Origin of the sequence: Thiocapsa sp., assembly GCF_035467215.1 — a bacterium.
Classification (GTDB): Bacteria; Pseudomonadota; Gammaproteobacteria; order Chromatiales; family Chromatiaceae; genus Thiocapsa.
The window spans coordinates 1-20,934 of sequence record NZ_DATITZ010000145.1; the positions used below are offsets into that span (position 1 = coordinate 1).

Here is a 20,934-nt window from a genome sequence, read left to right on the forward strand (position 1 = left end):
CTCGATCACGGTCGTGTGAATCCCGGCGAGCCGCAGCGCCTCGCAGACCTCGAACCCGATCAGACCGCCGCCCACGACCACGGCCTTGGTTGCCTTCTTCTCGTCGCGGACCGCCCGCAGGGCATCCGCATCGGCCATCGAGTGCAGCGTCGTGACACCCTCGAGCTCGATGCCCGGCACGGACGGGCGCAGCGGTGTTGCGCCCGTGGCGATGACCAGTCGATCGTAAGGGACGGTGTGCTGCTCGCCGGTCGGCAGACCCCGATAGGTGACGGTTTTGGCGACCCGGTCGATCTCGGTCGCCTCGGAACGAGCGGCCCGTCAACGGGGTATTGCAGCGGGCGCTGCTTCAGTCGAATGAAGTGGGCCGGGTCGACGCACGCTCGATGCACTCGACGCCATCGGGCGGCATCCGCTCTCGATCGATGGGATGACGATAACAGGCGACGGTGCACCAAAAAAGGAACGGATCGTACCCGACGCTTTTTCTCTACATTTCACAATGCGCGATGAACATCCGTGCGTTTCAATGGCGCTCCGACGAGCGCGAGGCCACGTCGTTCATCGATCCCAACCGGAGAGCACTATGACGATAAAACGCATTTTCGATCACGGATTCCGTCCCGGCATGATGGCCCTATGCCTCGCGGCGGCAGTTTCGGCCCATGCGCAATCCTTCACCCTGGACAACGGCGTGATCAGCGGCCTGACGGGTATCGAGATCCAAGGCAGCCTGTAGGATGTCGCCTTCGCGGATGGCTCCTTCAATGGCGTTTACCCCGTTCAGCTCAGCGGTTACGGGCCGCTCGCACAGGAGGTCGCCCGGGCACTCCTCGTCGAACGAGACACACCACCCGCTGGCGGCCGAAGCGCTCGCGGCGGGTAAACATGTTGTGGTCGACAAACCCTTTACGCTGAACATCGGCGAGGCGGAGGACCTGGTCGAACGCGCCGAGGCGGCGGGGCGGCTCCTCTCGGTCTTCCACAACCGCCGATGGGATGCGGACTTCCTGACGGTCCGACGGCTGCTGGAATCCGGTGAGCTGGGCCGACTCACCCATGTCGAATCCCGTTTCGACCGCTTCCGACCCGAAGTCCGGGTGCGTTGGCGCGAATCCGGTGCGCCGGGCCGCGGGCTCTGGTACGACCTCGGCGCCCGTCTCATCGACCAGACGCTGTGCCTGTTCGGCATGCCCGAGACCATTGCGCTGGATCTCGCCCGACAGCGCGACGGCGCCCTCGCCGACGACTGGTTTCATGCAGTGCTGCGTTACGACGCAATGCGCGTGGTATTGCACGCAAGTGCATTGGCCGCGGACCCCGGCCCGCGTTTCGCGCTGCACGGCACAGGCGGAAGCTTCAAGACGTTCGGGCTCGATCCGCAGGAGGCGGCGCTCAAGGCAGGGATTGCTCGCGACGGGGCGCAGTGGGGCGAGGATTCGTCGCCCGGGACCCTGACGGTGGCCACCCCGACGGGCCCGGATGGCCTGGTGCGACGTCTCTATGCGAGCGATAAGGGCGACTAAGGCCGCTATTACGCCGGTGTGCGAGACGCGATACTCGGGCGCGCGCCCAATCCGGTCCTTGCGACCGACGCGCTGGAGGTGATCCGCCTGATCGAGCTGGGCATGGCGGGCTTCGCCGAAGGCCGAGTGATGAGCGTGGACGCGCAGCCGCCGGTCGCGGCGAGTCAAACGCAGACACAAAAAAACCGGACGCCTTGCAGCGCCCGGTCAATGGCGAGCCGACTCGGGGCACTGGGCCCGGTTGGCTTCGTTATTTGAACAGTTTACTCTCGTCAACTGCATCGACGTGGGCGCGCTTGAAGCAGGTCCAGGTCTTGGTCTCTTTGTCGTAGACCGAGTCGACGGAGCCGTTCAAGTTCTCCTCGTCTACAAGGTTGTCGTCCGTCCGAGAGTCAAAGCCGGGATCGTGGCTTGTCCTCGCGGAATGGGCTTCATCAGGTCGCGGATGCGGAGATCCATGCAAGCGGTCTTTTCTTGACCTTTGCAGCGATCGCACGTATTTACCCCCCACGTAAGTCGGACGATGCTCGAGCTGCCGGTGCTTCGGTCGCCTTGGTTGCCGACCTTGACGACGACACGGCAGGCGGATCGGTGCTTTCGGAAGCTAGTCTTAATCCCGAACCTCTTCGGATTTCGGTCGTTCGACCCGCGGCATCCCGTCGCTGATGGCCTGCCCCGCGCAACCTTTCTCGGAGGCGGACGATTTCGCGTCGGCTTCGGTCGACATGGTGGGGCGAGGGTAGAGACAGCCCCCCTCGCGGTCAAAACAGAAATTTGGCCTGCTTTCATAAATCTGCCTTATGTAGGTGGTTCCGATGACCCCTGGATCGTCAGAGAAAATCATCGGCGGAAGAACCCAGATGAATCGACCACGCCTTTGGCTAACGACCGGTGCGGCCTGCGGGTTCGTCACGGTCGCATTGGGGGCGTTCGGGGCACACGGTCTACGTGACCTTGTGAGCCCGGAGCGACTTGCGAACTGGGCTACCGCAACGGACTATTTGGGCCTGCACGCGATTGCGATCCTGGCCTGCGGGCTGTGGCTGCTGCAGCGGCCCGATGATCGGCTCGTCCACCGAGCCGCCGGGGCCTTCCTGGTCGGCATCCTGCTTTTCAGCGGCAGCCTTTTTGCGCTTGTGCTGACGAATCAGCGTGCGATCGGGATGATCACCCCGATGGGCGGTCTGCTTCTCCTTGCAGGCTGGGGGCTGCTCGTCGCCGGTGCCCGGGGTGTCCGAATGCGCAGCGCAGCAGATTCGCGGCCCGGAGCGGATTGACGTCTCGCCGATGAGAATTCCGCGCATCTATGTCGATTTGCCGTTGGAGCCGGGCGCGTCCCTCGAGCTGCCGCCGGCTCAAACCCGTCACCTCGCCCAGGTCTTGCGTCTGCCTCCCGATGCGCCCTTGGTGCTGTTCAACGGCGACGGATGTGATTATCCGGGGCAACTCTCCCGAGCCGACCGCAGCGGGTCGAGCGTCCGAGTCGGCACGCCCGAAGCGGTGGAGCCGACTGCGCCGCTGGACATCCACCTTGCGCTCGGCGTCTCCAAAGGCGAGCGGATGGATTACGCCCTGCAGAAGTCCGTGGAGCTCGGCGTCGGTCGCATCACGCCTCTGTTCACCGAGCGCAGCCAGGTCCACCTGAGCGGCCCGCGACTCGAGCGGCGTCTGGATCACTGGCGCGGCATCCTCATCGGGGCCTGCGAGCAATCGGGCCGGCGACGGCTGCCGCATCTCGCCCCTGCCGTCACCTACTCGGATTGGCTGAGCGACCACGCGGGCGGCGGACTGCTGCTCGACCCGGAGGGCGCTCGGCCCTTGACCGCTTTGCCTGCGCCGGGCGCGACCATCACCCTGCTGATCGGCCCGGAAGGAGGGCTTAGCCCACGCGAACGCGCGAGTGCACGGGCTCGGGGTTTGGAGGGGGTGCGACTGGGGCCACGAATCCTGAGGACCGAGACGGCCCCGCTTGCCGCCATCGCCGTGATCCAAGCGCTCTGGGGAGATCTGGGCGACTAAACCGCGCCAGCTCTAACGCTCGTCAAGTCTGCCGGGGCCGATCCCGTCAAAAAATCGAATAGCGCGCCGGGCGCGGTTGAAACCGGTGGAGCGGGTCGACGGGAGCCGGCAATGTCGTCGTCATCCCTGACAAGTCCCCGGCCACTGAAGTACACTCGGACGCATGTCTATCGATCTCGGCGTCGTGATGGATCCGATCGGATCCATCAACATCAAGAAGGACAGTACCTTCGCCATGTTGTTGGCCGCGCAGAGGCGCGGCTGGCGGCTGTGGTACATGGAGGTGGCGGATCTGTCGTTGCGCGACGGACGCACCCTGGCGCGGAGGCGCCCGCTCGAGGTCACGGACGATCCGGCGGGTTGGTATCGTCTCGGTGCCGAGACGGAGCGCCCGCTCGACGAGCTGGGGGCGGTGTTGATGCGCAAGGATCCGCCGTTCGACATCGAATATATCTTCACGACCTATCTCCTCGAGCAGGCCCAGGCGGCCGGCTGTCTGGTCGTCAATCATCCGCGCAGTCTGCGCGACGCCAATGAAAAGGTCTTCACCGCGGCCTTTCCTCAGTGTACACCGCCCACCTTGATCACGCGCCGCGCCGCGGCAATTCGGGACTTCCATCGCGAGCACGGCGACATCATCCTCAAGCCGCTCGACGGCATGGGCGGGGCCTCGGTGTTTCGCGTGCGCGCGGACGATCCGAACCTGAGCGTCATCATCGAGGCCCTCACGCTGCATAGCCGACGTTTCTGCATGGCCCAGCGCTTCATCCCCGAGATCCGCGACGGGGATAAACGCATCCTGATGGTCGACGGCGAGCCCGCGCCCTATTGCCTTGCACGCATCCCGGCGCCGGGCGAGACCCGCGGCAACCTCGCTGCCGGGGCATCCGCCGAGGCGCGCCCCTTGACCGAGCGGGATCGCTGGATCGCTGCACAGGTCGGCCCGGAGTTACGGACCCGCGAGATCCTCTTCGCCGGTCTGGACGTGATCGGGGACTACCTGACCGAGGTCAACGTCACCAGCCCGACCTGTATCCGCGAGATCGACGCCGCCTACGGAACCGACATCGCGGGGGATCTGATGGACGCGATTCAGGCCAGGGTCATGCGTCGTACCTGAGACCTCGCCCACCGCTCACCCGGCCCGCTCGGCCTCGCGAGCGAGCGCGACCGGCAACCCTTTTCCCGGAGGTGTCCGTGCTGTATTCATCCTCCCGCCCCGGCCGGCTTCGGCGCGTGCCGCTTCTGTATACGATTGCCGCAGCCCTCTTCGGACTCGCCGCTTGCGGACAAGAGACCCCGGTGACCACCATACGCTTCGACGCCTTTGGAGGTCAGGTGGACCTCAGCCTGGTCAACATCGACCGACAAGAGGCACAACAGGCGGCCTCCCTGGTCCAGCAGGACTTCGCCTTTCTAGAGGCCGCATGGCATTCCTGGCAGCCCGGCCCGATGGGACGGGTCAATCAGTTGCTGTTGACCGAGGAGCCCTTCGTGGCCTCCCCGTCGACCATGCCGCTGGTGCGCCTGAGCAAGGAGCTCGAGGCAAAAAGCGGCGGACTCTTCAATCCCGCCATCGGCTATTTGATGGATCTCTGGGGGTTCCATGCCGACGCGGTGCGCAGCCGCCCGCCGCCGCCCGAACAGCAGATCAAGCGATTGGTCGCGGCCGCGCCCGGGATGAGCCAGATCGATATCGAGGGGCTCGAGCTGCACGGCCACAACCCGGCCATCAAGCTGGATTTCGACAGCATCGCCAAAAGCCATGCCCTGGATCTGGCGGTCGAGCATCTGCGCGAGCTCGGGATCAAGAGCGCACTGGTGCAGGCCGGCGGCGAGGTCCGGGTGATCGGCGATCGCAGCGGCCAGCCCTGGCGGATCACGATTCGCCGACCCAGCGGCTCGGGCGTGCTCGCCATCGTGCCGATGCGCGGCGACGAAAGCCTCATCACCAAGGCCGACTACGACCGGAACTTCGTGTTCAAGGGCGAGATCTACCATGCGATTATCGATCCGCGAACCGGGTCGCCCGCGCGCGGCACCCGCTCGGTGACCGTCCTGCATCGGGATGCGACCACTGCAGCTGCGGCTGCCACGGCCATGTTCGTGGCGGGGCCGACCGAGTGGGAAGCGGTGGCGCGCGCGATGGACATCGGCTATGTCCTTCTCGTCGATGCCGAAGGGACCCTTCACATGAACGAAGCGATGGCCGATCGGATCGAATTGGTCGACAGCGCTGCTCCGGTCGCGCCGAGGATGCAGTCGACCGCGGCGCCCGGGGCGACTGACCTTTGATCCCGATTTCGATCCACATCCATGCCCATCCGCTCGCCCGATCCGGAGATTCCACGCGCGCTCGTCGCTAGTCCTGGTCACGCCCCCTCGCGAGCGACCTTCCTGACGGCCCTGTTGGCCGCATCGCTGCTGCATGCCGGTGCGATCGCCCTCGTCTCCTTCGGAACACACCCACCCGAGGCCGGCACCGTCGCCGAGTCGGCGCTGGAGATCCTCATCCTGCGCGATGCCGGACCGAGTCCGACAGCCACGGCCCCGGACGCGGCCCTCTCTCGACTCGACCGGTCGGGCGTGTCGTCCAGCGGGAATGCGGTCTTCGACGATCCGGTCGCGATCGTCTCGGAAGATGTCGAGGCGACAGAGCCTCCGGCCATCCCGGAGACGCGGCCGGAATCGGTCGAGGAGACGCCTCTCGAGGCGGAGCCCGAAGCCAACCTAGAGACGCCGGGCGATCCGGACACGTCCGTCGCCGAGGTAGATCCGAGCACTCTCGATGCAACCGCTGTCGATCCACCTCGCGAGCCCATCGGTGTGGAGACCCTATTTCCGGATCCGACGGAGACAGCCGAGCGGTCTCCTCCTGAGCTCGCGACGATTGCGCGATTGGAGCCTCCACCCGAACTCGCACCCGAGGCCAAACCCGAGCCACCTCCTCCGCCCGACCCGATGGCCTCGCGGGAGACGCCGGTCGACGCGGCTGCGATCCTCGCGAGTCGCGGCAAGGAAATCGACCGACTCACGGCGAACCTCCAGGCCAAGACCGCCGCCTACGCGAGCCGGGTCCGGCGCAAATCGGTGAGTGCGAGCACGCGGGAATTTCGGTACGCCAGCTATCTCGGCGCCTGGGCCCGCAAAGTGGAGCGCATCGGTAACCTCAACTATCCGCAAGCGGCCCGGGATCAACGCATGTTCGGGAGCCTGATCCTGCATGTCGCCGTGCGCTCCGACGGCAGTGTCGAGCAGATCCGGGTCGTACGCTCGTCGGGTTACGAGCTTCTCGACGAGGCGGCCGTGCGGATCGTGGAGCTGGCGGCGCCCTATGCGCCCTTCCCGCCCGACATCGCCGCGGAGACCGACGTGCTCGACATCGTGCGGACCTGGCAGTTTCTGCGCGGCGGCGGGTTGGGGTGGGAACAATGAGCAGGGCAGTACGGGCGCGAATCAGGCACGGGGATCCCCTCGATGTCAGAGCAGCTTGCCGGCGGCGATGATCAAAGCGGCGATGGTGGTGATAAAGCCAATCAACCACAGAAAATGGCGATCGTTGCGTTTGATCAGCTCGTCGAATCGACGGTCGAATTGCTCGAAGCGCTTGTCGATCTGCTCGAAGCGTTTGTCGACCTGCTCGAAGCGTTTGTCGACCTGCTCGAAACGCTTCTCGACCTGCTCGAAACGTCTTTCGACCTGCGCGAACCCTTGGCGCATCAGCTCGCGTTGATGCTTGAGCTCCTCCTCGACCCGCACCATGCGCTCGCGCAGCTCAATCTCGTAAACGGCGGGCGGCTTGCCGAGCGAGACCTCGGCGAGCCACTCGCCGAGATGCTCCTTGATGAACGCTATATCTTCTTTGGCTAAGGCCATTCGTCGAACCTCCCCGAGGCTTGGCTCCCGTGTCGGTCGCATCGCAGATGCGTTGATGCGACCAAAAAGCGACCAGAAGACCGCCGAGATCCTCTGCGGCTCGTGGACTCACAAGCCCGTGAACACAAATTGTTGCACAACCCTTACCCGGACATCCAGTTGCCGCGAGCCCATGCTCGGGCTTGCTTGAGATCTCCCCGACCGGGATACTAACACCATGTCCTTCAGCACCTCGCTCACCAACCACTTCTTGATCGCGATGCCGGGTCTTCAGGATCCGAATTTCTCGCGAACGGTGACCTATGTCTGTGAGCACACGGATCAGGGCGCCATGGGCATCGTGATCAATCGCCCGCTCGATGTCAGGCTCGGCGAGCTGTTGGACCAGCTCGAGATCGTCGCGTTGCGCCCGAGTGTGGAGCAGATCCCGGTCTATCAAGGTGGGCCGGTCCAGACCGACCGGGGTTTCGTGCTGCACACCGCCGGACCGACCTTCGATTCGACCCTGAGCATCACATCGGATATCAGCGTCACCACCTCGCGAGACGTGCTGGAGGCCATCGCTTCGGGCGAAGGCCCGGAGCAGAACCTCGTCGCCTTGGGTTATGCCGGCTGGGGCAGCGGTCAATTGGAGCAGGAGATGAGCGCCAACGCCTGGCTGAGCGGTCCGGCCAGTCACGAGATCATCTTTCGGATGGACCCGAGTGCGCGCTGGCTCGCCGCGGCGCAACTGCTGGGGGTCGATCTCAACCTGCTCAGCGGCGAAGCCGGACACGCGTAAGCCGTGTCTTGACGGGCACTCTCCGGATCGATCTCGTTCGAGAACCGCATGACCACCCTACTGGGTTTCGACTTCGGTCCGCGCAAGATCGGCATCGCGGTCGGCCAAACCATCACAGGCTCGGCCACGCCTTTGGTCACCCTTCGCAGCCGCAACGACAAGCCGGATTGGGACGGGATCGCCGCCTTGGTGCGCGAGTGGCAACCCGAGGCATTCGTCTTGGGGCTGCCCTTTACCATGGACGACAAGGAGGTCGACTGGTCCGCTCAGGTCCATCGGTTCGGGCGCCAGCTCGAAGGACGGTTCCGCCTCGCGGTGCATCTCATCGACGAACGTCTGACCTCGATCGAGGCGCGACGACAGCTCGCCGAGACGCCGCGCGGACGCTCCGCCGATCGGGACGCGGTCGATGCGGTTGCGGCAGCCTTGATTCTGGAGACCTGGCTATGCGAGCAAAACGCGGCATGAGCACGACACTCCGTCCAGTCCGATTTCAGGAAGACCCCACCGTGAGCATTCGACCGTGATCAATTCCGAGATCTGGAAGGACAGCTCGGAGATCGAGAGCATCATCGACCGCATGGGCGAAGAGCTGCGGTCTCTGATCGCTTTGCGCGCCATCAAGGCCCCCTTGATGGTCGGCATCCACACCGGCGGGGTCTGGGTTGCGGATCGACTGCACGAGGTGCTGGAGCTGACCGAGCCGCTCGGTCATCTGGACATCTCCTTCTACCGCGACGACTTCACCCGCATCGGGATGCATCCGCAGGTGCGCCCTTCGTATCTGCCGTTCGGGATCGACGACCGCCACCTGATCCTGGTGGACGATGTCTTGCAGAGCGGTCGCACCATCCGCGCCGCCCTGAATATCTTGTTCGACTACGGCCGGCCGGCCTCGGTCATCCTGGTCACCCTCTCCGAGCGCGACGGGCGCGAGCTGCCGATCGAGCCGAACGTCGTCGGCCTGCATGCCAAGCTGGAGGCGGGCGAGCAGATCAAGCTCAGCGGACCGCACCCGCTCGTTTTGCTGCGCGGGCAGAGCGCGAAGACATCGGCGACCAAGACCGACAAGGCGTCGGTCGATTCGCCTGCCAAGGGCGCCAAGGGCGAGGCCCGTCGATGAAGACAGGCCACCAGCAGCTCGACGGCCAGGGCAGCCTCAAACACTTTCTGACGATCGAGGGGCTGAGCCGAGCACTTTTGGTCGAGATCCTGGACCGTGCCGAAGGCTTTCTCGGGGTGACGCAACAGGCGGTCAAGAAGGTTCCGCTGTGCCGCGGCAAGGTCGTCGCGAATCTCTTCTTCGAGACCAGCACCCGCACCCGTACCACCTTCGAGCTGGCCGCCAAGCGGCTCTCCGCGGACGTACTCAACCTCAACATCTCCACCTCCGCCACCGCCAAGGGCGAGACCCTGCTCGATACGCTGCGCAACCTCGAAGCGATGCAGGTCGACATGTTCGTGGTGCGCCACGCCTCGAGCGGCGCGGCCCATTTCATCGCCGCCCATGCGGCACCGCACGTGAGCGTCATCAATGCCGGGGACGGGCGCTATTCCCATCCCACTCAGGGCATGTTGGACATGTTCACCATCCGCCGCCACAAGGGTGATTTCGCGAACCTTCGGGTGGCCATCGTCGGCGATATCCTGCACTCGCGTGTCGCGCGCTCCCAGATCCTCGCACTCAACACCTTGGGTGCGGCCGAGGTGCGCGTGATCGGCCCGCGCACCCTGATTCCGGCATTCGCCGAGGAGGCGCTCGGCGTGCGGGTCTACCACGATCTGCGCGAGGGGATCCGCGATGTCGACGTCATCATCATGCTGCGCCTGCAACGAGAGCGCATGACCAACGCGCTCTTGCCGAGCGAGCATGAGTACTTCCAATTATACGGCCTCACCGAAGAGCGCCTCGGCGTGGCCCATCCCGAGGCCATCGTGATGCATCCCGGCCCCATCAATCGCGGGGTCGAGATCGAGTCACAGGTCGCCGACGGACCCCACTCCGTGATCCTCGAGCAGGTCACCAACGGGATCGCGATCCGCATGGCGGTCATGTCCATGTGCATCGGCACCCAGAACATCGCCCTGCAGTCGGACGGCAAGACGGATGGTGAGGCCCATGGCTGAGGTCGAGCGGATCAGTATTCGCGGCGGGCGCCTGATCGACCCGGCCAACCGGCTCGACCGAGAGGCCGATCTGCATCTTGCCGACGGGCGCGTGCTCGCGATCGGCGAGGCGCCCCCGGGATTCCAACCGGAGCGCGTCCTCGATGCGCGGGGATTGATCGTCTGTCCGGGATTCGTGGACCTGAGCGCACGGTTGCGCGAGCCCGGTCTCGAGCAGAAGGCGACGATCGCGAGCGAGACTCGGGCGGCGGCGGCGTCCGGGATCACGACCCTCTGCTGCCCGCCCGACACCTCGCCCGTCATCGATACACCGGCCGTCGCGCAGCTGATTCAGCACACCGCACAGCGGCTCGGCTTCTCGCGTGTCGTGCCGGCCGGCGCCATGACCCGAGACCTCGACGGCAAACAGATCACCGAGATGGCCGCGCTCAAGCTCGCCGGCTGCCCGGTGCTGAGCCAGGCTGATCGGCCCATTCGCAGTGCCCAGGTGCAGCGACGTGCGATGGAGTACGCCGCCACCTTCGGGCTGACGCTCTTCCTGCATCCGCAAGACCCGGACCTGACCAGCGGCGGCTGTGCACACGAAGGCCGCGTGAGCGCCCGACTCGGACTTCCCGGCATCCCGGAGGCCGCCGAGACGGTCGCCGTTGCCCGCGACCTTGCATTGGCCGGGCAGACCGGTGCTCGCATCCATTTCCGCGGTCTCTCGACAGCTCGGGCGACCGTGATGCTGGCTGCGGCACGCGGCCGCGGGGTGCAGGCAAGCGGCGACGTCGCCATCCACCAACTCTTCCTCACCGAAGAGGATTTGGACGGCTTCGACGCCAATTGTCACCTGGTGCCGCCCCTGCGCACCCGGGCGGACCGCGATGCCCTGCGTCATGCACTCGCGGCCGGCGAGATCGGCGCCATCTGCTCGGACCACCAGCCGCACGATGCCGATGCCAAGCTGCTCCCCTTCCCCGAGACCGCGCCCGGCATCTCGGGGCTCGAGACCTTGCTGCCGCTCGCGCTGCGACTGGTCACCGAAGGCGTGCTCGATCTGCCGGGCGTCATCGCCCGACTCACCGTCGGTCCCGCCGAGATCTTGGGTCTGGACCTGGGGCATCTCTCGCCCGGGGCGACCGCGGATGTTTGTCTCTTCGATCCGAATGACTGCTGGATCCCGACCCCGGAGACACTCCTGAGCCACGGCGAGAACAGTCCTTTTCTCCACACCCAGATGCACGGGCGCGTCATGGCCACGGTGCTGGATGGACGCATCGTTTTCGAGCGGGAGTGATCGCTGATCGAGGCAGCGCCCGTTCCGGCGCGCCCTCAACCTCCGGACTCAAGCGCCTCCGGGTTCAAGACCTGCATGGTCTCGTCCCCCATGCCCATCACCAGAACGCCACGGCGCGTAGCACGACGCACGACACTCGCGTCCGGATAGAGGCTCGCCAGGATGCCGACAGCGCGACGATCGGCATACTCCGGGAAGACAAGGGGGATCTCCGCCAGGCGTTCGAGAATGCCCTCGACATGGGCGTCCGTCAGGCGAGACTTGGTCTCGTTGACCAAGACCACCTCGGGGCAGACCAGAAGCGCATCGTACTCGCGGGTCTCGCCCCCGAAGCGGCGCACGACGCGGACCCCGAACAGATCCGCCACGGGACAGGAGAAGAGTTCGGCCGCCACCCGCGGAAGATTGGGCGCCACGATGTCTTCGACCAGCGTGCCGAGGCGATTGGCGAGATCGCCCCATTGCTTGTTCATGCGCTGACGCTCCCGTCTGTTTTCGTCCTTGAACGCGAGCATCTCCTCGGACAGACGGGCAAGCGACATCTCGGTGCGCATTGCCTGGTAGCTCAGCTCCTTCATGTACTCCCGCAGCGTGTCGACCTCTTGCTTGAGTGCGGCTTGGCCCATGACGATGACCCTCCAACGCAATCCTGTTGAGTTCGTGAGAGCATAAACCTAAAAGGAGAGGCGAGGAGTGAGGAGTGAGGAGTGAGGAGTGAGGAGTGAGGAGTGAGGAGTGAGGAGTAAGTGGTGAGTGGTTTGAGTCTCGAGGGGAAGACCTCGCCGCCTACTCGCTTCTCGCTTCTCGCTCCTCGCTTCTCACTCCTCGCTTCTCTCTCCTCGCTTCTCGCCTCGAAAACTCCGTGCCTTCCGGCTAGACTCGTCGCGTCCTCTCGCCTGGAGCCCATTTTGCCCCCGACCTCGACTCATCCTTTTCCGGATCTTTCACGCACCCGTATCCTGGTGGCCGGCGACCTGATGCTCGACCGCTATTGGAGCGGTGCGACCCGTCGGATCTCGCCCGAGGCACCGGTGCCGGTCGTGCACGTCGCGCGGGTGGACGACCGCCCGGGCGGTGCGGCGAACGTGGCGCTGAATCTGGCCGCGTTGGGCTGCCATGTCACGCTCGCTGGAGTGACCGGCAACGACGACGCGGCCGATGTGCTGGCAGCACGGCTCGATGTGCAGGGCGTCCACACCCGCCTGCACAGACGCTCGGATGTGCCCACCATCACCAAGCTGCGGGTCTTGAGTCAGCATCAACAGCTGATCCGCTTGGACTTCGAGGCGCCCTTGACGCCGCTCGCCGACGACCCGCTTCCAGTATTGGTCTGCGAGGCGCTCGATACCTGCGACCTCTTGGTCCTTTCGGACTACGCCAAAGGGACACTGGCCGACCCGCAGCGGCTGATCGCAATAGCGTTGGCGGACGGCAAACCGGTGCTCGTGGACCCCAAGGGACTGGATTTCACGCGCTACCGCGGCGCCACACTCCTGACCCCGAACAGGGCCGAGCTGGAAGCGATCGTCGGCATCTGCACCGACGATGTCACGCTCATCGAGCGGGGCCAGCGGCTGCGTGCCGAGCTCGACTTGGAGGCCATGCTGATCACGCTCGGCGAGCGCGGCATGCTGCTGCTGCGCCCGGAGACCGAAGCACTGCACCTGCCCACACGGGCTCGTGAGGTGTTCGACGTGACCGGTGCCGGCGACACCGTGATCGCGACCTTGGCCGCCGCGCTTGGCGCAGGCGTCGCACTCGACGAGGCCTGCGCGCTGGCCAACTGCGCGGCCGGTCTCGCGGTCGGCAAGCTGGGCACCGCGACGGTCGCCGCACGCGAGTTGGAGCGCGCCTATCGGGGCAGCGAATGGCATACGGTGTTGGACCAGGAGGCATTGATCGACGCGGTCGAGGCCGCGCGCGCTGCCGGCGAGCGGATCGTCATGACCAATGGCTGCTTCGACATCCTCCACGAGGGCCATGTCGCCTATCTCCAGCAGGCCAAGCGACTCGGCGATCGGTTGATCGTCGCGGTCAATGACGATGCCTCGGTGAGCCGACTGAAGGGCCCGGAGCGACCGATCAACGGCATCGAGCAACGCATGGCCGTGCTCGCCGGTCTCGCGTCGGTCGACTGGGTTTGCGCCTTCTCCGAGGATACGCCCGAGGCACTCATCTGCCGGGTCAAGCCGGACCTGCTGGTCAAGGGCGGAGACTATCTGACCGATGAGATCGCCGGGGCGGACTGTGTGCGTACCAACGGCGGGGAGGTCCGCGTCCTCGATCTGTTGCCTGGGCGCTCCACCACGCGGATCCTGAGCAACATCCGGGCTGCCGCGCCGCGGACCTGAGCCCGTGCAAAAGCGCCGCTCCGTACCGCACACCGAGACGATCACTCGCCGATGACCCGACGCCTCTACACCTTCCTGCTGCGCCTGCTGCTGCCGCTCGCGCTCCTACGCCTCTATTGGCGCAGCCTCAAGTCACCTGCCTATCGGCGGCGGGTGCGCGAGCGGCTCGCGCTCGGCCCCGCAGGGCCGGCAACGCCGGTCTGGATCCATGCCGTCTCGGTCGGCGAGGTCCAGGCCGCGGAGCCGCTGATTCGGCGCCTGATCGAGCGTGACCCGCCGCTGTCCGTCCTGGTGACGACCACGACACCCACGGGCGCCGAGCGGCTGCGCGAGCGCTTCGGCGACCGCGTGGCGCACCGCTATACGCCCTACGATCTCCCCGGAATCCTCGCCCGATTCCTGAGCCGAACGACCCCGGAGCTGCTGATCGTCATGGAGACCGAGATCTGGCCCAACACGCTGGCGGCCTGCGCGAAACGCGGCATCCCGGTAATCCTCGCGAACGCCCGGCTCTCGGAACGCTCAGCGCGGGGTTATCGACGGCTCGCACGTCTCACCCGCGAGACGCTGCAAGGCTTCGACCTGATTGCTGCCCAAGCGGAGCCGGACGCCGGTCGCTTCGTCGCACTGGGGGCCGATCCCGACCGGGTCCAGGTCACGGGCAGCATCAAGTTCGACCTGCGCCAACCGGCGAGCCTGGTCGATCAGGCCGAGGCGATGCGACGCACCTGGGGAGGCCAACGCCCGGTGTGGGTCGCGGCCAGCACCCACGAGGGGGAAGACGGGCTCATCCTCGATGCTCACCAACACATTCGAACGGTGTTACCCGATGCCTTGCTGGTGCTGGTTCCGCGCCATCCCGAGCGTTTCGATCGGGTCGCCGAGCTGGTGACACGGCAGGGCATGACCCTCGCCCGTCGCAGTCGCCAAGAGCCCTGCACACCGAGCACGGCGGTGTTTCTGGGCGACACCATGGGAGAGCTTCCGGTCTTTCTCGCCGCCGCCGACGCGGCCTTTATGGGTGGCAGCCTGGTGCCGGCCGGCGGTCACAACCTCTTGGAGGCCGCGGCATCGGGAGTTCCCGTCGCGATCGGCCCGCACCACTTCAACTTTGCGGCCATTACGGAGCTGCTGTGCTCGGAAGAAGGTGCGGTGGAGATCGCCGACACCGAAGCGCTGGCGCGACTCATGACCTCCTGGCTGAGCGATGCCACCGAGCGGGCGCGCATCGGAGAGAATGGCCGTCGCGTCGTCGAGGCGAATCGCGGCGCACTCGATCGGCTCATGACCCTGATCGAAGCCCGCTTGCCGACGACGCCCGTCTAATGCGGATCAACCGGGGGCGAGCGATGTTCGGGCCGCGGCAATGACCCGTGATCGGCCGCCCCGGCGCATCAATCGTCTGCCTTGAACAGCGACCACACCTCCCGGAACTGGACGTCGGTCGAGTCCCCGAGCCATTCGAAGCCGACCGACTCGGTGCAGACGACTTGGGTCCCGGCATGGCGCATACGGTCCAGCACGTTCTGCTTGAACACCGATTTACGTGAGACGATGGCATCGGCCGGCACGAACACCTGATACCCCCAGCGCTGGAGCCCGGAGACGGTCTGGACGATACAGATGTGCGCCTCCATGCCCACGACGATCAACTGACGCCGGTCCGGATGGGCGGAGATGTTGCGCTCGAACCCGGGCGCGGTGCAGCAAGAGAAGGCGGTCTTCTCGGTCGGATCCGCACCCTCGGGCATGTTGTCGCGGATGGTCGCCATGACCGGTCCGAGCCCTTTGGAATTGTGCTGGGTCGCGATGACCGGAATGCCGAGGATCTTGGCGGCCGAGACCAGCCGATTGATGTTCCCGACAACCAGGTCCAGCTCGTCGGCAGGCATGGCATGCGCCAGACGCTCTTGAGCGTCGATGATCAGGAGCTGAGAGAAGGCCCTCTGACAGAGCGGCATCTGCGCTTGATGGGTACTCATGGCGTGTCCTCACGATATTGTTATTGGGTCGCCCGTGGCCGAAATCGCCCGTGACGCAGGGGAGTGTGCGTCAGTTTCCCGACGGGAATCAAGGAAAAAGCGGCCTCCCGTTCGAGCCGCTCATGGGCCGAGACAGGCTGAAGATCAGTAAACCGGCATCGCGGGATCCAGATCACGCGCCCACGACGCGACGCCGCCGTCGAGATTGATCATGCGTGTGAAGCCCTGCTGCTCGAGGAACCGCGCGACCTGATAACTGCGAATCCCGTGATGGCAGATCACGACGATCTCGCGATTCGGGTCCAAGCGCGCCAGTGACCCCGGGATCTGTCCCATCGGGATGGACAAGGAGCCCTCGATCCGACAGATCTGAAACTCCCACGGCTCGCGGACATCGAGCAAGATCGGCGGCTCGCCTTCCTCCGCCGCCAACAACTGCGCAACCTCTCCAGGTCCCATTCGACGCATTGCCAACCCCCGTATTCAGCCACGCCCGACGGGCATCAGTTTCCGAAGGTCGACCTGCCAAACCTCGGAAGGCGGCAGCCGGCCACCGGAAACGCGCCATCAATGTTTCGATCGCCTTTTTAACTTCTCCTGAACCGCTTCCGCTGCAACGCCCGCCGTTTGAGACGACACCGAGCCCACACGCAAGCACCGCATCGACGCACCGGACGCGGTTCAGCGCGGCTCAGAACTCGAACCCACTCGCCTCGAGCGCATTCTTCAAGGCAAGTGTGGAGGTCTCGAACAGCGCCTCTCGGCGAAAATCACGCTCGCCGACCCGGGTGATCAGGACGGCCTGCATCACCGGCTCCACCCCAAGGATGCAGAACAGACGCCCGCCCGGGGCCAATTGCCCCTGGAGCAGCGGCAAGGCGGCCTCGGTGGGCATCGAGCCGGTCACCGCAATCACATCGAACGGACCACCCTCGACAGGCTCGCTCAACGCATCGCCCGTGCGGATCTCGATCGACTCGAGGCCCAAGCCGGTCAACCGCGTACTCGCCTCGTCAGCCAGACCGGCATCGATCTCGACCCCGATGACCCGCCTGCCCAGACGAGCGAGACAAGCACTCACATAACCCGTCCCCGCACCGATCTCGAGCACCCGCTCGCCGGGCTGCACGTCGAGGGCCTGCAACATACGCCCCACCACCTTAGGCGCCAGCATGCAGGCGACATCGCCGATCGGGATCTCGATGTCGGCGTAGGCGAGGCCCTGGTAGGCGTCGGGCACAAACGCCTCGCGTCGAATCTCCGCCATCGCCTCGAGGACCCGGTCGTCCAGGACGTCCCAGGGGCGAATCTGCTGTTGAATCATATTGAAACGCGCGCGTTCGGCGGTGATTTCCATCGGAATCGAGTCCTCGTTTTCTTGTTCTGGGCGGCCGGAGAGCCTACTGAGTTTGGGCGGATCGAGCAACTGGGGATGGTGGTAGGGAGAGAGGTGAAAGGTGAAAGGTGAAAGGTGGTAGGTGAGAACCGGAGGCCGGCGGCCGGCGGCCGGCGGCCGGCGGCTGATAGCGAGCATCAGCCGCTCATGAGGCCAGGCCAGCGCCTGGCTATTCGACCACCTGCGCATAGCCCTCGCTGCGCACGCCTTGGAGCAGTGAGTCGACCTCGCTCGTGGAGATGCCGAGCATCTGCAGGGCTTCGGCCCCCAGGCGCAGACTGCTCTCGATCGCCTCCGGGTAAGCCAGCGTCGCGCCGGCACGAATGAGACTGCCGCAGGCTTCCAGATCCCGCGCGCGAGCGATCACGGACACCTTCGGGTAGGCGGTGCGGATATGCGAGACGGCCCGCAAGGCGGTCGGTCCGTGATCGATGGTCAGGATCACCAGTGCCGCCTTGTCGATTTGGGCGGCCTCCAGGAGCTCCACATCGCCGATATCGCCGAAATAGACCGCGCGACCGTCCTGCTCGCCACGCTCGACGTGGGCGGGGTTGGTATCGAAGGCAATAAAGGAGATGTTGTTGGCCTCCAGGAGGGTCGCGACCGTATGACCGACGCGCCCGTAACCCGCAATCACGACCCGACCCACCTGCCCTGCCTGCCCCGCGGGGACCTCGGGGTACTCGAAGCTCATCGGGGCCGCCGTTCGATGCTCGAGGCGCCGCGCAGAGACGTCGCCGAGACGCACCAGCAAGGGCGTCAGCAACATACTGACCGAGATGACGCTCACCGCGATGACGAATGTGGCATCGTCGATGACCCCGAGCGCCTTGGCCGAGCCGAAAAGGACAAAACCGAACTCCCCGCTCTGAGCCAGCATGCAGGCGACGCGCGTCGCCGTGCCGCGCGGCAGTCCGAAGGCCATGCCGATCAACAAGAGTACGACCAGCTTGATGGCGAGGATCACTGCGACATGCTGAGCAAGCAGCAGCGGCTGAGCCGCGATCGCCTCCAGATCGATCGACATGCCGACAGCGACGAAAAAGAGGCTCATCAGCAGCCCTTTGAAGGGCTCGATCTGTGCCTGGATCTGAAAGCTGAAGCGCGAGGTCGAGAGCAGCATCCCCATCATGAAGCCTCCGAGCGCCATCGAGAGCCCCGCCTCGTGCATCGCCCCGGCCGCCAAAAAAACCGCCAACAGCACCACCAGGGTAAAGGCCTCGCGGTTGTGCTGACGCAGCAGATGCTTGAGCGCGAAGGGCACCAGATACCGCCCGAACCCGAAAACCAAGGCCACCATGCCGACGACGACAAGGATCTGCTGCCAGAAGGGGACGTCCGAAGACAGGGTGCCGACATCCGAGAGGATCGGCACGATCGCGAGCAGCGGCACCACGGCCAGGTCCTGCATCAAGAGAACGGCAAAGGCCGCGGTCCCGTGGCGGGTGGCGAGATCGCCGCGCTCGTGCAACAGCTGCATGACCAACGCCGTGGACGAGAGCGCCAAGGTCAGCCCCATCAAGAGCGCCGCCTGCCACGAATACTCGTAAAGCGAGATGTAGCCCGCCACCAGAAGGCCGGAAACCAGAATCTGCACGGAGCCCATCCCGAAGACCTCGCGTCGGAGCGACCACAGCCGGCGAGGCTTCATCTCCAGACCGATCAGGAAGAGCAGCATGACCACGCCGAGCTCGGTGAAATTGCGCACGTCCTCGACATGCGCCGTCACCGATGGGCCGGGAGAGTGCGGTCCGACCACGATACCCGCCACCAAAAGCCCCAGGATCGAGCCCAACCCCAGATGCTTGAACAGGGCAACGGCAAGCGCCGCCACGGTGAGCAGCGAGATCGCCGAAAGGACAAAGCTGTTGAGCTCCATGTCGCGACTCTAACAAATTCCATCGGGGTTGCATGTGAAGCCGGACGTTCGCCCGACGCGGTATATGCTATGGCGTTCGGTCGAGACATCCCCCGGTGAAACAGAACGCCATGTCACCCAACCAACCACGTCGGCCGCGGGTCGCCGTCGCCGGCGCCAGCGGCTTTATCGGCACCGCCGTCTGCCGCGCCCTGACGGACGCCTTTTCCGTTCGGGCGCTCACCCGATCGCCTGCTCGGGCACAAACACCCGACCCGGATCAGCGCGTCACCTGGCGCCATTGCGACCTCTTCTCCGCACCGGACCTGGTCGCGGGGCTCGCGGATTGCGATTACGCCATCTATCTGGTGCATTCGCTGGCACCCTCGTCGCGGCTGACGCAGGCCAATCCACGCGACATGGATCTCATCCTGGCCGATAACTTCGCACAGGCCGCAGCGGCGAACGGGGTGAAGCAGATCATTGTCGTCGGCGGGCTGATCCCGGACAGCTTCCGGATCTCGCCTCTGCTCTGGAGCCGACGCGAGGTCGAGCTGGTCCTGGCCTCGCGCGGCACGCCGGTCACGGCTCTGCGTGCCGGACTGGTCGTCGGCCCCGGCGGATCGGCCCCGCGGCTGTTGGTCGATCTGGTCCGGCGTCTTCCTGTCCTACTCTTGCCGCCGAGCGCCCGCTCGATGACGCGACCCATCGCGCTCGTGGATCTGGTTCGGGCGGTGCGCCACTGCCTGGGACAACCGGAGACCTGTCGGGGCGCCTACGACATCGGCGGTCCCGAGTGCTTGAGCTACGAGGAGATGCTGCGCCAAACGGCCGAGGTGCTCGGCCTGCGACGACGCATCCTGGCGCTGCCCTGGATGCCGCTCTGGGTGGCCTCGGCGACCGCCCGGTTCTTCAGCGGCGCGCCGTCGGCCGTGGTCGGTCCGGCACTGGAGAGTCTGCCTCAGGACACCGTGATTCGCGACAACCCGGTACAGCGCGCAATCGATACGGCGGCGATTCCCTTCAGCGAGGCGCTACGCGCTGCGCTCGATTCGTCGGGTCGGCGCCTGCTGGCGAGCCCGCGCCAACCGATCGAAGGTCAGGACCGCGAATCCATGCGACGGGCGCGGCTGGTGCGATCCATTCAGCGGATCATTCTGCCGCCCGGACAGGATGCGGTCTGGGTCGCCGGCAATTATTTCCGCTGGCTCGGCGCCTGCTGCTGGCCCATGGTCTGCACCCACATCGACGCGACGGGTCGATGCAGCGTCTATACGCGCTTCCCGCGCCTGCACCTGTTGACGCTGCAATGGCTCGCCGAAGAAAGCAGCCTGCAGCGCCAGGTCTACGCCATCGTCGGCGGTCTGCTGAACCGACCGGATGGGCCGGGCCGTGCCCGTTTCGAGTTCCAAACCCTGCTGGACGATCGCTACACCATGGCCGCCATCCACGACTTCGCACCCGCCCTGCCCTGGTATGTCTATCTCTGGACCCAGGCGGTCGCGCATCTAATGGTCATGCGGCGGTATCAGGGGCGGCTCGCGCGTTTGGCGCGGTGAGGCGCTTGCATCCTGCTGATAGCTGACCGCTGGCGGCTAGGGTCATTTCCGGAAAAAGATCTATCGGCAGAGCCACAGCCAGGAAACGTGGTCGAAGGCTCCCCTCGTTGTCGTTGTCGTTGTCGTTGTCGTTGTCGTTGTCGTTGTCGTTGTCGGGATGACTATTCCCGAAGATCT

General features: G+C 65.5%; 22 protein-coding genes and 1 pseudogene. 15 read left to right on the forward strand and 8 right to left on the reverse strand.

The window, feature by feature from the left end; genetic code table 11:
- A pseudogene (locus VLR48_RS08195) lies at positions 1 to 312 on the reverse strand (NAD(P)/FAD-dependent oxidoreductase); the annotation flags it as partial.
- Positions 313 to 586: 274 nt separating this feature from the next.
- Here VLR48_RS08195 and VLR48_RS08200 point away from each other — a divergent pair.
- The 7 genes from VLR48_RS08200 to VLR48_RS08230 all read left to right on the forward strand — a co-directional run bounded on the left by VLR48_RS08200 (position 587) and on the right by VLR48_RS08230 (position 6,980).
- Positions 587 to 739, forward strand: coding sequence for a hypothetical protein (locus VLR48_RS08200; protein ID WP_325291310.1), 153 nt, complete (start codon positions 587 to 589; stop codon positions 737 to 739).
- A gap of 154 nt (positions 740 to 893) precedes the next feature.
- Positions 894 to 1,526 (forward strand): Gfo/Idh/MocA family protein, encoded by a 633-nt coding sequence (locus tag VLR48_RS08205; protein WP_325291311.1) that lies wholly within the window; start codon positions 894 to 896, stop codon positions 1,524 to 1,526.
- Between the two features lie 860 nt (positions 1,527 to 2,386).
- A complete protein-coding gene (locus VLR48_RS08210) occupies positions 2,387 to 2,803 on the forward strand; it encodes a DUF423 domain-containing protein (RefSeq protein WP_325291312.1) in 417 nt (138 codons plus the stop codon).
- A gap of 10 nt (positions 2,804 to 2,813) precedes the next feature.
- A complete protein-coding gene (locus VLR48_RS08215) occupies positions 2,814 to 3,545 on the forward strand; it encodes a 16S rRNA (uracil(1498)-N(3))-methyltransferase (protein WP_325291313.1) in 732 nt (243 codons plus the stop codon).
- Positions 3,546 to 3,708: 163 nt separating this feature from the next.
- Positions 3,709 to 4,665, forward strand: a complete 957-nt coding sequence (gshB, locus tag VLR48_RS08220; RefSeq protein ID WP_325291314.1) for a glutathione synthase — start codon at positions 3,709 to 3,711, stop codon at positions 4,663 to 4,665.
- Positions 4,666 to 4,742: 77 nt separating this feature from the next.
- Entirely contained in the window at positions 4,743 to 5,840 is a 1,098-nt protein-coding gene (locus VLR48_RS08225) for an FAD:protein FMN transferase (RefSeq protein ID WP_325291315.1), read from the forward strand.
- A gap of 21 nt (positions 5,841 to 5,861) precedes the next feature.
- A complete protein-coding gene (locus VLR48_RS08230; RefSeq protein ID WP_325291316.1) occupies positions 5,862 to 6,980 on the forward strand; it encodes a TonB family protein in 1,119 nt (372 codons plus the stop codon).
- A gap of 45 nt (positions 6,981 to 7,025) precedes the next feature.
- Here VLR48_RS08230 and VLR48_RS08235 read toward each other — a convergent pair whose 3' ends face one another.
- Entirely contained in the window at positions 7,026 to 7,421 is a 396-nt protein-coding gene (locus tag VLR48_RS08235) for a hypothetical protein (RefSeq protein WP_325291317.1), read from the reverse strand.
- A 217-nt stretch (positions 7,422 to 7,638) separates the two neighbouring features.
- Here VLR48_RS08235 and VLR48_RS08240 point away from each other — a divergent pair, with 217 nt between their 5' ends.
- The 5 genes from VLR48_RS08240 to VLR48_RS08260 are packed head-to-tail and all read left to right on the forward strand — an operon-like array spanning position 7,639 to position 11,611.
- Positions 7,639 to 8,202, forward strand: coding sequence for a YqgE/AlgH family protein (locus VLR48_RS08240; RefSeq protein WP_325291318.1), 564 nt, complete (start codon positions 7,639 to 7,641; stop codon positions 8,200 to 8,202).
- Positions 8,203 to 8,250: 48 nt separating this feature from the next.
- On the forward strand, positions 8,251 to 8,670 hold the full coding sequence (gene ruvX / locus VLR48_RS08245) for a Holliday junction resolvase RuvX (protein ID WP_325291319.1): 420 nt from the start codon (positions 8,251 to 8,253) through the stop codon (positions 8,668 to 8,670).
- 55 nt (positions 8,671 to 8,725) lie between these two features.
- The gene (gene pyrR, locus VLR48_RS08250) at positions 8,726 to 9,325 is read left to right on the forward strand and encodes a bifunctional pyr operon transcriptional regulator/uracil phosphoribosyltransferase PyrR (RefSeq protein WP_325291320.1); all 600 of its coding nucleotides are present in this window, start codon (positions 8,726 to 8,728) and stop codon (positions 9,323 to 9,325) included.
- A complete protein-coding gene (locus tag VLR48_RS08255) occupies positions 9,322 to 10,329 on the forward strand; it encodes an aspartate carbamoyltransferase catalytic subunit (protein ID WP_325291321.1) in 1,008 nt (335 codons plus the stop codon). Before pyrR ends, VLR48_RS08255 begins: the two co-directional genes overlap by 4 nt.
- Complete coding sequence (locus tag VLR48_RS08260; protein ID WP_325291322.1) at positions 10,322 to 11,611, forward strand: dihydroorotase; 1,290 nt, start codon at positions 10,322 to 10,324, stop codon at positions 11,609 to 11,611. Before VLR48_RS08255 ends, VLR48_RS08260 begins: the two co-directional genes overlap by 8 nt.
- Before the next feature lie 35 nt (positions 11,612 to 11,646).
- Here VLR48_RS08260 and VLR48_RS08265 read toward each other — a convergent pair whose 3' ends face one another.
- Positions 11,647 to 12,237: a hypothetical protein gene (locus tag VLR48_RS08265; protein ID WP_325291323.1), complete on the reverse strand. Its 591-nt coding sequence runs from the start codon at positions 12,235 to 12,237 to the stop codon at positions 11,647 to 11,649.
- A gap of 282 nt (positions 12,238 to 12,519) precedes the next feature.
- Here VLR48_RS08265 and hldE point away from each other — a divergent pair, with 282 nt between their 5' ends.
- Both hldE and waaA read left to right on the forward strand, forming a co-directional pair.
- Positions 12,520 to 13,962, forward strand: a complete 1,443-nt coding sequence (gene hldE / locus VLR48_RS08270) for a bifunctional D-glycero-beta-D-manno-heptose-7-phosphate kinase/D-glycero-beta-D-manno-heptose 1-phosphate adenylyltransferase HldE (protein WP_325291324.1) — start codon at positions 12,520 to 12,522, stop codon at positions 13,960 to 13,962.
- A gap of 51 nt (positions 13,963 to 14,013) precedes the next feature.
- On the forward strand, positions 14,014 to 15,288 hold the full coding sequence (waaA, locus tag VLR48_RS08275) for a lipid IV(A) 3-deoxy-D-manno-octulosonic acid transferase (protein ID WP_325291325.1): 1,275 nt from the start codon (positions 14,014 to 14,016) through the stop codon (positions 15,286 to 15,288).
- Positions 15,289 to 15,356: 68 nt separating this feature from the next.
- Here the strand turns inward: waaA and VLR48_RS08280 are convergent, their stop codons facing one another.
- From VLR48_RS08280 to VLR48_RS08295, 4 genes are all read right to left on the reverse strand, one after another.
- On the reverse strand, positions 15,357 to 15,944 hold the full coding sequence (locus VLR48_RS08280; RefSeq protein WP_325291326.1) for an isochorismatase family protein: 588 nt from the start codon (positions 15,942 to 15,944) through the stop codon (positions 15,357 to 15,359).
- A 144-nt stretch (positions 15,945 to 16,088) separates the two neighbouring features.
- Positions 16,089 to 16,412 (reverse strand): rhodanese-like domain-containing protein, encoded by a 324-nt coding sequence (locus tag VLR48_RS08285; RefSeq protein ID WP_325291327.1) that lies wholly within the window; start codon positions 16,410 to 16,412, stop codon positions 16,089 to 16,091.
- 223 nt (positions 16,413 to 16,635) lie between these two features.
- Positions 16,636 to 17,301: a protein-L-isoaspartate O-methyltransferase gene (locus tag VLR48_RS08290; RefSeq protein ID WP_325291328.1), complete on the reverse strand. Its 666-nt coding sequence runs from the start codon at positions 17,299 to 17,301 to the stop codon at positions 16,636 to 16,638.
- A 208-nt stretch (positions 17,302 to 17,509) separates the two neighbouring features.
- Positions 17,510 to 19,219 (reverse strand): cation:proton antiporter, encoded by a 1,710-nt coding sequence (locus VLR48_RS08295; RefSeq protein ID WP_325291329.1) that lies wholly within the window; start codon positions 19,217 to 19,219, stop codon positions 17,510 to 17,512.
- A gap of 95 nt (positions 19,220 to 19,314) precedes the next feature.
- Here VLR48_RS08295 and VLR48_RS08300 point away from each other — a divergent pair, with 95 nt between their 5' ends.
- Positions 19,315 to 20,757, forward strand: a complete 1,443-nt coding sequence (locus VLR48_RS08300; protein ID WP_325291330.1) for an NAD(P)H-binding protein — start codon at positions 19,315 to 19,317, stop codon at positions 20,755 to 20,757.
- Here the strand turns inward: VLR48_RS08300 and VLR48_RS08305 are convergent.
- Positions 20,714 to 20,934: hypothetical protein (locus tag VLR48_RS08305; protein ID WP_325291331.1), on the reverse strand; the 221-nt coding region annotated here is incomplete at its 5' end. The two genes, VLR48_RS08300 and VLR48_RS08305, sit on opposite strands and share 44 nt — an antisense overlap.

What these genes read in the sequence shown, in the direction of transcription:
- VLR48_RS08200 (WP_325291310.1), top strand. Translation starts at nt 587, where the DNA reads ATGACGATAAAACGCATTTTCGATCACGGATTCCGTCCCGGCATGATG.
- VLR48_RS08210 (WP_325291312.1), top strand. Translation starts at nt 2,387, where the DNA reads ATGAATCGACCACGCCTTTGGCTAACGACCGGTGCGGCCTGCGGGTTC.
- VLR48_RS08215 (WP_325291313.1), top strand. Translation starts at nt 2,814, where the DNA reads ATGAGAATTCCGCGCATCTATGTCGATTTGCCGTTGGAGCCGGGCGCG.
- gshB (WP_325291314.1), top strand. Translation starts at nt 3,709, where the DNA reads ATGTCTATCGATCTCGGCGTCGTGATGGATCCGATCGGATCCATCAAC.
- VLR48_RS08230 (WP_325291316.1), top strand. Translation starts at nt 5,862, where the DNA reads ATGCCCATCCGCTCGCCCGATCCGGAGATTCCACGCGCGCTCGTCGCT.
- VLR48_RS08235 (WP_325291317.1), bottom strand. Translation starts at nt 7,421, where the DNA reads ATGGCCTTAGCCAAAGAAGATATAGCGTTCATCAAGGAGCATCTCGGC.
- VLR48_RS08240 (WP_325291318.1), top strand. Translation starts at nt 7,639, where the DNA reads ATGTCCTTCAGCACCTCGCTCACCAACCACTTCTTGATCGCGATGCCG.
- ruvX (WP_325291319.1), top strand. Translation starts at nt 8,251, where the DNA reads ATGACCACCCTACTGGGTTTCGACTTCGGTCCGCGCAAGATCGGCATC.
- VLR48_RS08255 (WP_325291321.1), top strand. Translation starts at nt 9,322, where the DNA reads ATGAAGACAGGCCACCAGCAGCTCGACGGCCAGGGCAGCCTCAAACAC.
- VLR48_RS08260 (WP_325291322.1), top strand. Translation starts at nt 10,322, where the DNA reads ATGGCTGAGGTCGAGCGGATCAGTATTCGCGGCGGGCGCCTGATCGAC.
- VLR48_RS08265 (WP_325291323.1), bottom strand. Translation starts at nt 12,237, where the DNA reads ATGGGCCAAGCCGCACTCAAGCAAGAGGTCGACACGCTGCGGGAGTAC.
- waaA (WP_325291325.1), top strand. Translation starts at nt 14,014, where the DNA reads ATGACCCGACGCCTCTACACCTTCCTGCTGCGCCTGCTGCTGCCGCTC.
- VLR48_RS08280 (WP_325291326.1), bottom strand. Translation starts at nt 15,944, where the DNA reads ATGAGTACCCATCAAGCGCAGATGCCGCTCTGTCAGAGGGCCTTCTCT.
- VLR48_RS08285 (WP_325291327.1), bottom strand. Translation starts at nt 16,412, where the DNA reads ATGCGTCGAATGGGACCTGGAGAGGTTGCGCAGTTGTTGGCGGCGGAG.
- VLR48_RS08290 (WP_325291328.1), bottom strand. Translation starts at nt 17,301, where the DNA reads ATGGAAATCACCGCCGAACGCGCGCGTTTCAATATGATTCAACAGCAG.
- VLR48_RS08295 (WP_325291329.1), bottom strand. Translation starts at nt 19,219, where the DNA reads ATGGAGCTCAACAGCTTTGTCCTTTCGGCGATCTCGCTGCTCACCGTG.